General features: G+C 67.0%; 12 protein-coding genes. 2 read left to right on the forward strand and 10 right to left on the reverse strand.

Annotated features, from left to right (window positions below; all coding sequences use genetic code 11):
* The first annotated feature begins 5 nt into the window (after positions 1-5).
* Both G8A07_RS14570 and G8A07_RS14575 read left to right on the forward strand, forming a co-directional pair.
* Complete coding sequence (locus G8A07_RS14570; RefSeq protein ID WP_195792766.1) at positions 6-674, forward strand: anaerobic ribonucleoside-triphosphate reductase activating protein; 669 nt, start codon at positions 6-8, stop codon at positions 672-674.
* Positions 675-746: 72 nt separating this feature from the next.
* Positions 747-1,031: a hypothetical protein gene (locus G8A07_RS14575; RefSeq protein WP_195792767.1), complete on the forward strand. Its 285-nt coding sequence runs from the start codon at positions 747-749 to the stop codon at positions 1,029-1,031.
* A gap of 30 nt (positions 1,032-1,061) precedes the next feature.
* On the opposite strand, the gene G8A07_RS14580 is transcribed toward G8A07_RS14575, so the two are convergent.
* From G8A07_RS14580 to G8A07_RS14625, 10 genes are all read right to left on the reverse strand, one after another.
* Positions 1,062-1,766 (reverse strand): carbonic anhydrase, encoded by a 705-nt coding sequence (locus G8A07_RS14580; protein WP_195792768.1) that lies wholly within the window; start codon positions 1,764-1,766, stop codon positions 1,062-1,064.
* A gap of 15 nt (positions 1,767-1,781) precedes the next feature.
* Complete coding sequence (locus G8A07_RS14585) at positions 1,782-2,612, reverse strand: peptidylprolyl isomerase (RefSeq protein WP_195792769.1); 831 nt, start codon at positions 2,610-2,612, stop codon at positions 1,782-1,784.
* 17 nt (positions 2,613-2,629) lie between these two features.
* Positions 2,630-3,349 carry a respiratory nitrate reductase subunit gamma gene (narI, locus tag G8A07_RS14590; RefSeq protein WP_195792770.1) on the reverse strand — a complete coding sequence of 240 codons (720 nt, stop codon included), beginning with the start codon at positions 3,347-3,349 and terminating at the stop codon, positions 2,630-2,632.
* Positions 3,346-4,050, reverse strand: coding sequence for a nitrate reductase molybdenum cofactor assembly chaperone (gene narJ / locus G8A07_RS14595; RefSeq protein WP_249936997.1), 705 nt, complete (start codon positions 4,048-4,050; stop codon positions 3,346-3,348). Before narJ ends, narI begins: the two co-directional genes overlap by 4 nt.
* A gap of 7 nt (positions 4,051-4,057) precedes the next feature.
* Positions 4,058-5,584, reverse strand: a complete 1,527-nt coding sequence (gene narH / locus G8A07_RS14600) for a nitrate reductase subunit beta (protein WP_195792771.1) — start codon at positions 5,582-5,584, stop codon at positions 4,058-4,060.
* Entirely contained in the window at positions 5,581-9,363 is a 3,783-nt protein-coding gene (locus G8A07_RS14605; protein ID WP_195792772.1) for a nitrate reductase subunit alpha, read from the reverse strand. The genes narH and G8A07_RS14605 overlap by 4 nt, the downstream gene beginning before the upstream one ends.
* Positions 9,364-9,386: 23 nt before the next feature.
* Positions 9,387-11,042, reverse strand: coding sequence for an MFS transporter (locus G8A07_RS14610; RefSeq protein WP_195792773.1), 1,656 nt, complete (start codon positions 11,040-11,042; stop codon positions 9,387-9,389).
* Between the two features lie 21 nt (positions 11,043-11,063).
* Complete coding sequence (locus G8A07_RS14615) at positions 11,064-12,353, reverse strand: nitrate/nitrite transporter (protein ID WP_249936998.1); 1,290 nt, start codon at positions 12,351-12,353, stop codon at positions 11,064-11,066.
* Between the two features lie 175 nt (positions 12,354-12,528).
* Positions 12,529-13,221, reverse strand: a complete 693-nt coding sequence (locus G8A07_RS14620; protein WP_195792775.1) for a response regulator — start codon at positions 13,219-13,221, stop codon at positions 12,529-12,531.
* On the reverse strand, positions 13,218-15,110 hold the full coding sequence (locus G8A07_RS14625; protein ID WP_195792776.1) for a type IV pili methyl-accepting chemotaxis transducer N-terminal domain-containing protein: 1,893 nt from the start codon (positions 15,108-15,110) through the stop codon (positions 13,218-13,220). Before G8A07_RS14625 ends, G8A07_RS14620 begins: the two co-directional genes overlap by 4 nt.
* Positions 15,111-15,339 lie beyond the last annotated feature (229 nt).

A 15,339-nucleotide genomic window follows, 5' to 3' on the forward strand; every position in this document is an offset into this window, starting at 1 on the left:
CCGCCATGCCCTTGCGCATCGGCGGCCTGCAGCCGCTCAGCACCATCGACATGCCGGGGCGCCTGGCCGCGGTGGTGTTTCTGCAGGGCTGCCCCTGGCGTTGCGGCTACTGCCATAACCCCGGCCTGCAGCCCGCCGAGACGCCACCGGGTGCCACGCCAGCGCCGGACTGGGCCGCGGTGCTGCGCTTTCTCGAGCAGCGCCGCGGCCTGCTGGACGGCGTGGTGTTCTCCGGCGGCGAGCCGACCCTGCAGCAGGACCTGCCGGCCGCCGCGGCCCAGGTGCGCGCGCTGGGCTTCCAGGTCGGCCTGCACACGGCCGGCATGTACCCGCTGCGCCTCGTCGGTCTCTTGCCGCTGCTGGACTGGGTGGGGCTGGACATCAAGGCGCCCTGGCCACGCCTGGATGCGCTGAGCGGTGCCCCCGGCAGCGCCGCCAAGCTGCGCGCCTCGCTGGGACACCTGCTGCGCAGCCGGGTCGCACACGAATGCCGCACGACCTGGCACCCGGAGCTGTTCCCGGCGGAAGAGTTGGAGGCCCTGGCTTCCGAGCTGTCCGGGCTGGGGGTGCGCGACTGGGCGCTGCAGCGCCGCGATGGCGTGCATCCGCCCGAGCTTGATGCGGCGATGCTGCAGCGGCTGGCCGCCGGCTTCCGGCGCTTCCACCTGCGCTGATCCGGTCTGGCCTCTGGACCGCCTCCGGGAGCCCAGGCTGCGTGGCTGCCGGCCCGGGCCACAATAGCGCTCATGAGCAGTAGTCAGTATCCCGCCCCGCCCCCCGATCAGCGATTCATCGACAAGCAGATGGCCGGCGTCATCGAGGCCATCATGATCCATGGCTATAGCCTGGCCAACAAGGGTTTCATTCCCTCTGAACAGCAGGTAGCCGTCTATATCTCAAGCCTGAACGAGGAAACCTTGCTGCAGAGGATTCGCAGGCATCCCGGCGCGGCTGCAACGCGTGCGCGGCTGGCGGATGATGCCGAGCTACTGCGCTGGGCGCGACTGGTCGGCCGTGACAAGCAGGCCTGATACCTGCACGGGGCCCATGCCTGATGCCTCCTAAGGTCCGCCCCGCGGCCCCCAGGCCTCGTCGATCTCGTTGAACAGGGGCCCGGTATCGCCGCTGGCCGGATAGGGGCCGGTGCCGCTGTGCTCCGAACGCGAGGCAGGCACGAAGCAGCCCAGATTCACGTCGAACACATTGACCTCGCCGCGCTCGATCACATAGTGCCAGCCATGCAGGGCCAGGCGTCCGCGCTCCACCTGTTCGCGCACCATCGGATAGTCCATCAGCCGCTCCAGTTGCAGCACCACCGAACGCTCCTCGGTGCGGCGCAGCGCCTCGTCGGACAGCTGCACCGGCAGCACCGCATCGCGCCCCAGCTCCAGCCAGGCGGCCAGGTTGCTGGCACCGGGCGGCGGGTCGCCGTAGAGCGCGCGGATGCCGCCGCAATGGCTGTGGCCGCAGACCACGATATGGCGCACGTCCAGCGCCAGCACCGCGTACTCGATCGCCGCAGCGGTTCCGTGGTGGCCCCGGCTGCCGTCATAGGGCGGCACGAAGGCAGCGACATTGCGCACCAGGAACAGCTCGCCGGGGCCGGCACCGGTCAGCAGATAGGGGACGAGACGCGAGTCCGAACAGCCGATGAACAGGGTGCTGGGGTGCTGCCCCTGGGCCACCAGGTCCTGGAAGCGCGCCCGGTAGCGGGGAAAGTAGTCGGTGTTGAAACGGCGCAGGCGCGCAATCAGCTCGTCGGGCATAGACTGTTCACCCGCCTACTGCAGCAGCGGCGTGCTGGCCCCCTCCAGGACCACGCCGTCCAGCACGGCCTCCGCCGCCAGGCCGTTCAGGTACTGGCACAAGGCCGTCATCCGCGCCTGCTGCTCCAGCGTCTGCGCGATCGTTCGGTGCACCGCCTGGAAAGGCAGGCGCTGGCCCGCTTCGCGCGCGTCCACCTTGACGATGTGGAAGCCATGGCGGGAGCGCAGCAGGCGCGGCAGCACGCCGACATGGGCCTGCGCCTCGTCCTGGCCAAACAGCGTCGCGGCGAACTCGGGCATGCAATCGGCGCGGCTGAGCCAGCCCAGCGAGCCCCCCTGCGCACCGCTGGGGCAGTTGGAGTTGTCGGCCGCGGCGCGCGCAAAAGCCATCGCGTCGGCGCAGCGCAGCTCCACCAGCAGGGCCTCGGCGCGGCGGCGCAGCGCCTCGACCGGCGTGGCCGGGGTCAGCGCAAACAGGATGTGCGCGGCCAGCACCCGCTCGCCCACCGCATAGCGCGCCGCATGCGCGGCATGGTGGCGCCGGCAGGCGGCCTCGTCCGGCTCGGCCGGCTGCAGCGTCGACTCCAGCAGGGCTTCGATCGCGGCCGAGGCGGCGGCGCTGAGCACGCCGTCGACAGCCGGCTGGTCCGCGAGGGCCAGGCGGCCCTCGCGCTGCGCCTGCTGGCGCAGCAGCTCGCTGTAGGCGCGCTGGCGCAGCTCGGCCTCGTCCAGCCGCTCGCCGGGCCCATGCAGAGCGACACCATTGACACGCGCCACGGTCGCCGTCTCGTCGCGCGAGCCGCAACCGCAGTTGCCGCCACCGCAGGATGTGATGTTCTCGTTCATGTCTGGAAACTCCTCGTTCAGCGCGTCAGACGGTCATGGCCCGGCGGCAGAGACAGGCGGCGGCTACGCACCAGCTGGTAGGGCCGCACCAGATAGGCCAGGGTTCCGAAGCCGCTCCAGACATGGACCAACCGGGTGAAGGGGAACACCAGGAACAGGCTCATGCCCAGGAACATGTGCAGCTTGAACACCCAGGAGGCCTCGGCCAGCAGCTCGACCGCGCCGCCACGCAGGGTGACGATGCGCTGCGCCCACTCGGCCAGGTTCATCATCATGCCGCCGTCCAGATGCTGGGCCGACAGCGGGATGGTCGCCAGGCCCAGCACCAGCTGCAGCCACAGCAGCGCCAGCAGCAGGATGTCGCTGGCCTTGGAGTTGCGACGGATGCGAATGTCCGACAGCCGGCGATGCAGCAGCAGGCTGACGCCGATGAAGGCGAGCAGACCGGCGATGCCGCCGCTGACCATGGCCATCAGCTGCTTGTGGCCGGCGCTGATGAAGGGCTCATAGAGGAAATGCGGCGTCAGCATGCCCACGCTATGGCCAAAGAACAGGAACAGCACGCCAACGTGGAACAGGTTGCTGCCCCAGCGCAGGCTGCCGGCGCGCAGCAGCTGGGAGGAGTCGCTCTTCCAGCTGTACTGGTCGCGGTCGAAACGCAGCAGGCTGCCGACCAGGAACACCGCCAGGCAGATGTAGGGATAGATGCCGAACAGGGCGAAATCCAGGGATCTCATGCGCGCCCTCCTTGCTGTGACACGGGACTCTTGCGAACGATGTGGACGGGCTGCGGCCCCTGCTGGCCGCGCGAGCTGCAGCCGTCGAAGGCGGCCGGCTCCTGCCAGCTCTCGTCCAGCGGCTCGTCCGGCGTGATCTGCAACGTGCGCGGTTTCTCTCCGGCCAGCTCCAGCACCGCGCCGATCGCTGCCGCATAGAGGCTGTCGCGCTTGATCAGCGCGGCATGGATCGAGCTCAGGATATGGGCCAGTTCGGCCAGGAAGGCGCGCGCGGTGGCCGGTTCCTGGGTTGAAGCGAACTCCAGCACCACCGGCAGGAAGTCCGGCAGTTCGCTGGCGTCAAAGAACATGCCGCCAGCCTCGTAGGTCTGCACCAGGTCGACCAGGGCAGGCCCGCGGGTGCGCGAGTCGCCGTGCACATGCTCGAACATATGCAAGCTGGTGGCGCGGCCGCGGTCGAAGCTCTCGACATAGCGCGCCTCGACCTCGTAGGCATCGCCGCGCTGCAGCGTCGCCATCAGCATGGCCAGCTCGGCCTGGCGCGCCTCGGACAGCGCGCCCTCTTCGCGCAGCGCTGCCGCGAGCGCGGGCAGCGCGGATCGCAGCTCCGGGCCGGGATAGTTCAGCAGATGTGCCAGCACGCGACAGCTGTCGGCAATCGGCTGCTGCGGGTCCTTCTTCTTGGAGATCTTGATCATCATGCGCTCCTCACAGCGTGGCCTTGATCGGGATGGTGCGGCGCCCGCCGCCGCCGAACAGGCTGGTCTCGTGGCTCTGCCCCTCCGAGCAGCCGTTGCCAAAGCTGAAGCCGCAGCCGCCGCGCAGGTCGTAGGCGTTCTCGGCGTACTCGCGGTGCGAGCTCGGGATCACGAAGCGGTCCTCGTAGTTGGCAATCGCCATCACCTGGTACATGTCCTCGACCTCGCGCTTGAGCAGGCCCACCTGGTCCAGCACCGCCCAGTCCTCGACGCCGTCCACATGCTTGCCGCGCTGGTAGGCGCGCATCGCGAGCATGCGTTCCAGCGCCCGCTCGACCGGCGCGACATCGCCGGCGGTCAACAGGTTGGCGAGGTACTGGACCGGGATGCGCAGCTCGCTGACATCGGGGATCGCACCCTTGGCCGCGATATGGCCGGCATGCGCCGCGGCGCTGATCGGCGACAGCGGCGGCACGTACCAGACCATCGGCAAGGTGCGGTACTCCGGGTGCAGCGGCAGCGCGACCTTCCAGTCGACCGCCATCTTGTAGACCGGGCTCCTCTTCGCCGCCTCCAGCCAGGCCTCGGGAATGCCGTCGCGGCGGGCCTGCTCGATCACCTGCGGATCGTGGGGATCGAGGAACAGGTCCAGCTGGGCCTGATAGAGGTCCTTGTCATGCTCGACGCTGGCGGCCGCCTCGATGCGGTCGGCGTCGTAGAGCAGCACGCCCAGGTAACGGATGCGGCCGACGCAGGTCTCGGAGCACACGGTCGGCTGGCCGGCCTCGATGCGCGGATAGCAGAAGATGCACTTCTCGGCCTTGCCGCTTTGCCAGTTGTAGTAAATCTTCTTGTAGGGGCAGCCGGACACGCACATGCGCCAGCCCCGGCACTTGTCCTGGTCGATCAGCACGATGCCGTCCTCCTCGCGCTTGTAGATCGAGCCGGAGGGGCAGCTCGCGACGCAGGCGGGGTTCAGGCAGTGCTCGCACAGCCTGGGCAGGTACATCATGAAGGTGTTCTCGAACTGGCCGTAGATGTCCTTCTGCACATCCTCGAAGTTCGGGTCCTTGCTGCGCTTGGCGAACTCGCCGCCCAGGATCTCCTCCCAGTTCGGCCCCCATTCGATCTTCTCCATGCGCTGGCCGGTAATCAGGCTGCGCGGGCGCGCGGTGGGCGCGGCCTTGGACTTGGGCGCGGACTGCAGGTGGTCGTAGTCGAAGGTGAAGGGTTCGTAATAGTCGTCGATCTGCGGCAGCTTCGGGTTCGCGAAGATGCGCATCAGGAGCTTCCACTTTCCGCCCTGACGCGGTTCGATCGATCCGTTGGGCAGGCGTTGCCAGCCCCCATGCCAGCGCTGCTGGTTTTCCCATTCCTTGGGGTAACCGATGCCGGGCTTGGACTCGACGTTGTTGAACCAGGCGTATTCCATGCCGGGCCGATTGGTCCAGACGTTCTTGCAGGTGACCGAACAGGTGTGGCAACCGATGCACTTGTCCAGGTTCAGCACCATGCCGATCTGCGCGCGGATCTTCATGCCCTTGCTCCTTGTTCTGCGGACTCCTCGTCCAGCCAATCGATCCGGGCCATCTTGCGCACCAGCACGAACTCGTCGCGGTTGGTGCCGATGGTCCCGTAGTAGTTGAAGCCGTAGCTCAGCTGCGCGTAGCCGCCGATCATGTGCGTGGGCTTGAGCACGATGCGGGTCACCGAGTTGTGGATGCCGCCGCGTGTGCCGGAGATCTCGGAGCCCGGCGTGTTGATGATCTTCTCCTGGGAGTGGTACATCATCACCATGCCGTTCTTGACGCGCTGGCTGACCACGGCCCGGGCCGCGATCGCACCGTTGGCGTTGAACAGCTCGACCCAGTCGTTGTCGGCGATGCCCGCGCTCCGAGCGTCGTCCTCGCTGATCCAGACCACCGAGCCGCCCCGGTTCAGGGTCAGCATCATCAGGTTGTCGCTGTAGGTGCTGTGGATGCCCCACTTCTGGTGCGGCGTGATGAAGTTGAGCGCGATCTCCTTGTGGCCGTTGCTCTTCAGGCCATGCACCTCGGCCAGCGCCTTCAGGTCCACCGGCGGCCGATAGCTGCTGAAGCCCTCGCCGAAGGCGCGCATCCAGGGATGGTCCTGGTAGAACTGCTGGCGTCCGGTCAGGGTCCGCCATGGGATCAGTTCATGCACATTGGTGTAGCCGGCGTTGTACGAGACCTTCTCGCTCTCGAGGCCCGACCAGGTGGGGCTGGAGATGATCTTGCGCGGCTGTGCCTGGATGTCGCGGAAGCGGATCTTCTCGTCCTCGCGGTGCAGGGCCAGGTGCGCGTGTTCACGGCCGGTCTGCTTCGCCAGCGCATCCCAGGCCTTCACCGCCACATGGCCGTTGGTCTCGGGCGCCAGCATCAGCACGACCTCGGTCGCGTCGATGTCGCTCTCGATCTTCGGCCGGCCGAGGGTCGCGCCCTCGTCGCGCACCCGCCCGTTGAGTTCTCCCAGTGCCTCGACCTCGTCGTCGGTGTTCCAGGCGATGCCCTTGCCGCCGTTGCCGATCTTCTCCATCAAGGGGCCCAGCGCCGTGAAGCGCTTGTAGAGGTTCGGGTAGTCGCGCTCGACCACCACCAGCTGCGGCGCGGTCTTGCCCGGGATCAGTTCGACCTCGCCCTTCTTCCACTCCTTCACCTCGAAAGGCTGGGCCAGTTCGGCCGGGCTGTCGTGCATCAGCGGGTTCAGCACCAGTTCCTTCTCGACGCCCAGGTGACCGACGCAGAGCTCGCTGAACTTCTTCGCAAAGCCCTTGTAGATCTCCCAGTCGCTCCGGGCCTGCCAGGCCGGGTCCACCGCGGTCGACAGCGGGTGGATGAAGGGATGCATGTCCGAGGTGTTGAGGTCGTTCTTCTCGTACCAGGTCGCGGTCGGCAGCACAATGTCCGAGTAGAGGCAGGTCGTGCTCATGCGGAAGTCCAGGGTCACCAGGAGGTCGAGCTTGCCCTCCGGCGCCTGCTCGTGCCAGGTCACCTCCTGCGGCTTGGCCTCGTCCTTGCCCAGGTCCTTGCCCTGCACGCCATTGGTGGTGCCCAGCAGGTGCTTGAGGAAGTACTCATGGCCCTTGCCCGAGCTGCCCAGGATGTTGGAGCGCCAGACGAACATATTGCGCGGCCAGTTGTCCTCGTGGTCCGGGTCCTCGCAGCTCATGCGCAGCGAACCGTCCTTGAGACCGCGCACCGCGTAGTCGCGCGGGTCCATGCCCAGGGCCTGGGCCTGCTTGACCAGATCGATCGGGTTGGTCTGCAGCTGCGGCGCGCTGGGCAGCCAGCCCATGCGCTCGGCGCGCACGTTGTAGTCGATCAGGCTGCCGCCGAAGGCGCTCTTGTCGGCCAGCGGCGACAGCACCTCGGACACATCCAGCTTCTCGTAGCGCCACTGGTCGGTATGGGCATAGAAGAAGCTGGTGGCGTTCATCTGGCGCGGCGGGCGGATCCAGTCCAGCGCGAAGGCCAGGGCCGTCCAGCCGGTCTGCGGCCGCAGCTTCTCCTGGCCCACGTAGTGCGCCCAGCCGCCGCCGCTCTGGCCGATGCAGCCGCACATCATCAGCATGTTGATGATGCCGCGATAGTTCATGTCGCAGTGGTACCAATGGTTCATCGCCGCGCCGATGATCACCATGGCCTTGCCGCGGGTCTTGTCGGCCGTGTCGGCGAACTCGCGCGCCACCTGAGCAATCTGCGCGCCCGGCACGCCGGTGATGCGCTCGGCCCAGGCCGGGGTGTAGGGCTTGTTGTCCAGGTAGTCGCGCGGCAGGTCGTCGCCGAAGCCGCGGTCGATGCCGTACTGCGCCACCTGCAGGTCGAACACCGTGGCCACCAGCACCTCGGCGGCCGCCTCGTGCTTGCCCAGCTTCAGGCGCAGCGCCGGCACCCTGCGCGCCAGCACGTCCTGCTGTTTGTTGGCGGTGAACTGCGGCGACTCCACGCCACCGAAGTACGGGAAACCCACCTCCACCAGCTCATGATCCAGCGCCTCGTCCTCCAGGGTCGACAGGCGCAGCTTCACCTCGGCGTTGCCGCGGGCCTCCTTAGTCTCGAGGTTCCACTTGCCCAGGTCATCGCGCTCGGACGATCCCCAGCGGAAACCGATCGAGCCGTTCGGCACCACCACCTTGCCGTTCTCGTCCAGCGCCAGGGTCTTCCATTCGGGATTGTTGGCCTGGCCCAGCTTGGCGCCGAAGTCGCTGGCGCGCAGGTAGCGATCCGGTACCAGCAGCTCGCGCCCGTCCGGCAGGGTCTGGCGCTTGAGCTGCACCAGCATCGGCAGGTCGGTGTAGCGACGCGCGTAGTCGTCGAAGTAGGCCGACCGCTTGTCGAAATAGAACTCCTTCAGGATCACATGACCCATCGCCATCGCGACCGCGGCGTCGGTGCCCTGCTTGGGATGCAGCCAGATGTCTGCCAGCTTGGAGATCTCGGCGTAGTCGGGCGTGATCGCCACCGTCTTCGCGCCCTTGTAGCGCACCTCGGTGAAGAAGTGCGCGTCCGGCGTGCGCGTCTGCGGCACGTTGGAGCCCCAGGCGATGATGTAGTTGCTGTTGTACCAGTCGGCGCTCTCCGGCACGTCGGTCTGTTCGCCCCAGATCTGGGGGCTCGCCGGTGGCAGGTCGCAGTACCAGTCGTAGAAGCTCATGCAGACGCCGCCCAAGAGGCTCAGGTAGCGGCTGCCCGCGGCGTAGGAGATCATCGACATGGCCGGGATCGGCGAGAAGCCGATGACGCGGTCCGGCCCGTGCTTCTTGACCGTGTAGATGTTGGCGCTGGCGATCAGCTCGTTGACCTCGTCCCAGCTGGATCTCACGAAGCCCCCCAGGCCCCGGTCCTTTTGCCATTCGCGGCGCTGGGTGGCGTTCTCGACCAGCAGCGCCCAGGCATCGACCGGGCTCTTGCTGACCGCGCGCGCGGCGCGCCAGTGCCTCAGCAGCGAGCCGCGCACCATCGGGTACTTGACCCGGTTGGCGCTGTAGAGGTACCAGCTGTAGCTCGCGCCGCGGGCGCAGCCGCGCGGCTCATGGTTGGGCAGGTCGGGCCGGGTGCGCGGGTAGTCGGTCTGCTGGGTCTCCCAGGTGACGATGCCGCCCTTGACATAGACCTTCCAGGAACAGGACCCGGTGCAGTTGGTGCCATGGGTGGAGCGCACGATCTTGTCGTGCTGCCAGCGGGCCCGGTAGGCGTCCTCCCAGGTGCGGTCCTCCGCGGTGACGCGGCCATGCTGGCCGGCAAAGGAAGTCCGTGGCTGGGCGAAGTAGCTCAGGCGGTCGAGGAAATGACTCATGATGGTTCTCGTTTCCTAGGGATTCAGGGGTTCTTCACGTACGCCTTGGCGCGCAGGTAGAACCACCAGTTCAGGACCAGGCAGGCCGCGTAGAACACGGCGAAACCGTAGAAGGCGTACTGCGGTGTGCCGGCCTTGATCTGCTGGCCGATCAACACCGGGGCGATGAAGGCGCCGTAGGCGGCCACCGCCGAGGTCCAGCCCAATACCGGGCCGGCCTGCTGGCGGTCGAAGATGAAGCCGACGCTGCGGAAGGTCGAGCCGTTGCCGATGCCGCTGGCTGCGAACAGCAGGATGAACAGGCCCATGAACAGCGGGAAATGCTGCTCCGGCGTTGCCGATCCGTAGGCCTGCAGCATCACGTAGCCGACCGCCGCCGAGGCCACGACCATCACCGCCGAGATGATCTGGGTCACGATGGATCCGCCCACCTTGTCCGAGATCCAGCCACCGATCGGCCGCACCGCTGCGCCGACAAAGGGCCCGATCCAGGCATAGGTCAAGGCCGATGGCGCATTCGGGTTCTTCAGCGTGTGCTGCATCACGCCGGCCGCATCGGGCGCGTGGATGAAGCCGAAGATCACCGTGATCGCCAGCGGCAGAGCCATCGAGAAGCCGATGAAGCTGCCGAAGGTGACGACATACAGCGCCGTCATCGCCCAGGTGTGCTTGTTGCGGAAGATCTCGAACTGCTTGGCGACGTTCTCCTTCATCGTGCCGAAGGCCGCCAGCTTCATCACCAGCAGCGAGAGCACGATGTCCAGCGGGATCGCCACCCACATGTTCAGGAGGCCCAGCCCGGTCGGCGCCGGCAGGTAGAGATACAGCATCGCGACCGAGGGAACGAAGGCCAGCGAATACAGATAGGTGATCTTCAGGAAGGCGACGGGCGGCGAACCGGCGGCCGGGGTCACCGTCTTCAGGTTGTTCATGCCGAACCAGCAGAACAAGGCCAGCGGCAGCAGCGACAGCACCCAGGCGAAGCCGGCGTTCTGGATCCAGGTGGGCGTGCCCGCGGCGATCCTGCCGAAGATCCAGCCGCTGTCCTTCAGAAGGGTCATCGGCTCGCCGCCGAAGCTCCCGAAGATCGACAAGGTCATCACCAGCGGGATCACGATCTGCATCGTCGTGACGCCGAAGTTGCCCAGGCCCGCGTTCAGCCCCAGCGCCGTGCCCTGCAGGCGCTTCGGGAAGAAGGTCGAGATGTTGGACATCGAGGAAGCGAAATTGCCGCCGCCCACGCCGGACCACAGCGCCATCAGCTGGAACACCCACAGCGGCCATTCGGGATGCTGCAGCGCGATGCCGGTACCGATGGCCGGCGCCAGCAGCATCGCGGTAGTCAGGAAGATGGTGTTGCGCCCGCCGGCCAGGCGGATCAGGAAGCTGGCCGGGATGCGCATCGTCGCGCCGGAGATGCCGGCGATCGCGGTCAGGGTGAAGAGCTCGGCCTGGCTGAAGGGGAAGCCCAGGTTGAGCATCTGCACGGTGATGATGCCCCACATGCCCCAGACCGCGAAGCCGCACAGCAGCGCCGGGATCGAGAGCCAGAGATTGCGGTAGGCGATGCGGCTGCCGCGTTCGCGCCAGAACTGCTCGTCCTCGGGACGCCAGTCGGCGATGTCGGCGCTGTTTCCGCCTTGAGAGGGCGAGCCCGTGTAGGCAGGCGTGGTGCTCATGCTTGTTGCTCCTTCGGTGGTTCAGCGGCCGGACGCGACGGCCGCGCCGCCCATCACCTCGGTCTTGCGGACCTCGGTCCAGTACATCCAGATCAGCGAGACCCAGACCACGCCATACATCAGCATGAAGGCGCTGGAACGGACGCCGGTCAGGTCCATCAGCACACCGAACAGGATCGGCAATACGAAGCCGCCCAGGCCACCGGCCAGGCCGACGATGCCGCTGATCGCGCCGATGTTCTGGCCGTAGTCGTCGCTGATGTACTTGAAGACGCTGGCCTTGCCGAAGGCCCAGGCGATGCCCAATGCGAACATCAGCGCGGTGAAGGTGTAGACATTCAGGCCGATGTGGAAGCTGCGCACGCCGTCCACGGTCTGGATGCTCAGCTCGGTCTGCGGGTAGGACAGCAGGAACAGGCAGATCCAGCTGACCCACATCACCCACCAGGTGACGCTATGGGCCCCGTACTTGTCGCTGAGCCAGCCGCCGATGGCGCGCAGCACGCCGCCGGGCAGGGAAAAGCAGGCCGCCAGCAGTGCGGCGACGCGGATGTCCAGCCCGTACTCGCCGACGTAGTACTGCACCATCCACAGCGACAGCGCCACATAGCCGCCGAACACGATGCTGTAGTACTGGCAGTACTTCAGCACCTTGGGATCCTTCAGGGCCTGCAGCTGCTCGCGGAAGCTGGCCCTGCTGGCCACCAGGTGCGCGTCGTCGTGATGACTGAACAACCAGAACAGGATCGCCGTGCCCAGCAGCACTGCCGCGTAGACCTGAGGCACCATCACCCAGCCAAAACTCACCAGCAGGACCGGTGCGACAAACTTGTTGACCGCGGCCCCCGAGTTGCCGGCGCCGAAGACGCCCATTGCGAAGCCCTGTCGCGCCTTCGGGAACCAGCGCGCCACATAGGGCGTTCCCACCGAGAAGGAACCGCCGGCCAAGCCGACAAACAGACCCAGCAGCAGGAACTGCCAGTAGGCGGTCGCATAGCTCAGCAGCCAGATCGGAATGACGCAGGCCAGCATGGTCGCAAAGAACACCAGGCGGCCGCCGTAGCGGTCGGTCCAGATGCCCAGCGGCACGCGCACCAGGGAGCCTGTCAGCACCGGAGTGGCGGTCAGCAGGCCGAACTCGGTGGCATTCAGCCCCAGCTGCTTCTTGATCGGGATGCCGATCACGCCAAACATCATCCAGACCATGAAGCAGACGGTGAAGGCCAGGGTGCTGACGATCAGCACCGACAGTGCACGCGCGCCGACGCGGTCATGCGGGCGGCCGGGGGGATTGCCTTGTGAGGCCGACATGGAAGTTCTCCTCTTCTGGTCCATGTCGACACTGTCGCAAGCGGTGCCCGCTCCGCCCATCCTCCAGCGGCACAGGCGACACGCCGCGAAAGAACTAGGAGTCGTGTCCTGGACTAGTTCGGAAGAACTAGGCGATGCAGGCGTTTGCGGTGGATCAAACGTCCGGGCGGCCGGTTCAGGCCAGACCGCGCTCCGTGGCCCAGACCGCCACCTGCACCCGCGAGCTCAGCTCCAGCTTGCGCAGGATGTGCTGCACATGGATCTTCACCGTGGTTTCGGCGATGCCCAGGGCGCGCGCAATCTCCTTGTTGCTGGCGCCACGGGCCAGCTCGCGCAGGGTCTGCTGCTCTCGCGGCGACAAGCCCGCCAGATCCTCGCCCTGCATCGATGCAGCAACCGGAGCCGATACGGGCTCCGGTCGGGCCGAGGTGCTGGCGCGGAAGGCCCGCACCAGCTTGTGCGTCATCTCCGGGCTGACGACCGACTCACCGGCCACCGCCCGGCGGATCGCGGTCGCCAGGTCCGGACCGTCCATGGTCTTCAGCAGATAGCCCGCAGCACCGGCGCGCAGCGCGGCGGCCAGATCCTCCTCGTCCTCGCTGACGGTCAGCATCAGGAACAATGTGCGCGGCGCCAGCTCCAGCAGGCCCGGCAACAGGTCCACGCCGTTGACGCCGGGCATGTGGTTGTCCAGCAGTACCACGTCGGGCTGCAGCTCGCGCAGGCTGCGCAATGCCTCGCCGCCGTCGCCGGCCTCGGCCACCACCGCCAGACCCGGCTCCAGCGACAGCAGCGCCACCAGTCCGCGCCGGAACAGGCGATGATCGTCCACCACCATCAGGCTCACCGGTGCTTGGGTTGGGTTCATGCGGCTTGCTCCTGCTGGCTCTCATCGGTTTCGACCGCATCGCCGCCATCCGGCGGCAATTCCAGCCGGATGCGCGTGCCGCGGCCCGGCGCGCTGTCAATACGCAGCAAGGCGCCTATGCGCTGGGCACGCTCGCGCATGATGCGCAGACCGACATGGCTGCCCTCCTCTCCACCCGGGCCATGGCCAACGTCGAAGCCTCGCCCATCATCCCTGACCTCGAAGCACCAATGCGGCGCCTGATGCACATGCAGCGCCACCTCGGCCGCGCCGGAGTGCTTGCGGGCGTTCGACAGCGCCTCCTGCACCACATGAAGCACCTGCACCTGCTGATCGGGCGGTAGCGGCACCGCATCACCGCTGATCGTCATCGAGGTCGCAATGCCGCTTTGACGCTCGAACTTGGCCAGCGTGCTGCGCAGCGCATGCTCGATGTCCTCATGACCGGAACGGGTGCGGAAATGCAGCAGCAGCTCCCGCACATCGGCATAGCTCTCGCGCACGCCGGCGTCGATCTCGGCCAAGCTGCGATCGACCTTGGCCGGCTCGTTCTTGTGGAGCGCGTCGCGCAACAGGGCGACCTGGATCTTCAGGAAGGCGAGCGACTGCGCGATCGAGTCATGCAGTTCCTGAGCCAGCAGGTTGCGCTCCTGGCTCACCGCCAGCTCACGATCACGGGCGGCCAAGCGCAGGTTCTCCAGCTGGGTCGCGACATGCCCCACCATCGCGTCCAGCAGCTGCCGCTCGTTGGGCGACATCGTGCGTTCACCATAGAAGAACAGCTCGACCTCGCCGATGCCGTGCTGGGCCGTTCGCATCGGGATCACGACCACGGTCTGGTAACCGGCCGCCTCACAGTGGCGCAGGGACTGCGGACCGATCGAACGGATCGGAATCACGCGCGTCCCCGGCAACTCGCCTGGCGGCTGATCGCCACAGGCGCATGAACCGACCTGCACGCAACGTTCGGCTTCGAGCAGCGCCTCCGGCAGGCTGGTCTGCGCCAGCAGCAGCAGCCGTTTGCCTGCCTGGTCAACCAGGCGCACCGCCGCCGCATCCGCACCCGCGACCTCGCGGATCTTGCGGGCGAAGGTCTGCGCCAGCGTCTCAAGCCGGGTCTGGCTGCTGCCCAGCAGCGCCACCTCGTAAAGAGCGGCGAGGCGTTCGTTCTGGCGGGCCAGGTCGGCGGTCTTCTCCGCTACCCGGTCCTCCAGCCCACGATAGCTACGCTGCAAGGTATCGGCCATGCGGTTGAAGCCGCGTGCCAGGCTTGCGAACTCCTCGACCGAGTTCCGCTCGTCGATGCGCTGAGAGAAGTCGCGCCGTGCCATCGTGGCCAATCCGTCTCGCAGGCGCTGCAGCGGCCGCACGATCCAGACGAAGGTGCCCGAGACAAAGGCCACCGAGGCCGCTGCCACCAGCACGACCAGGCCGAAGCACAAGCCGCCCAACATCGCGGTCCGGCTCGCGATCGTGTGCTCGATCGCGCTGACCAGGCGGTCCACCGTCTCGACCATTGCATCCGCTTCGGCGCGCAGCGAAGGGAGTGGTTCATCCGAGTTGAGCAGTGCCTCGCGTAATCGCGGCCAGCGCGCCGCCACTGCAGCCAGTTGGGTCTGGCAAGCCTCGTTGGAAGGCACAAACAGCGGCCGCTCGACGTCGCCTTCGCGCAGCCGCTGCACCATCGCATCAAATTGTGCGACCGTCACAGCCAGTTGCTGCGGGTCGGCGCTGGTGCTTCGGTCCAGCACCATGCGGTAGGTCGCCATGCGCATGCGGCCCGCCTCGTTGATCGCTCCCGCGCCCCCCTCCAGCTGCCAGGACACCCACAGGGTGAAGGCGATCGACGCCAGCGCCACGATCATGAAAGTGGTCTGGATCAGCGCCAACTTGCCGGCGAGGCTGCGTAGAAAGCGGGGCATGCGTCGAGGTTAACGACCGCCGCGATCCTGCAATTGACATGCATCAAGCGCATGGCAGTTCATCGAGGTGGCTCTGCGTCACAAATTTCAGCCCGTTTCGGCAAGTTGCGATTCATGGCAGTCGATGTGAAACAGGGCTTGGTGGACCTTGTCCAACAGCTTTTTTGCGGACGCCGGTTCGCCCCCCGCCGACCAG

Origin of the sequence: Roseateles sp. DAIF2, from assembly GCF_015624425.1 — a bacterium.
Classification (GTDB): domain Bacteria; phylum Pseudomonadota; class Gammaproteobacteria; order Burkholderiales; family Burkholderiaceae_C; genus Kinneretia.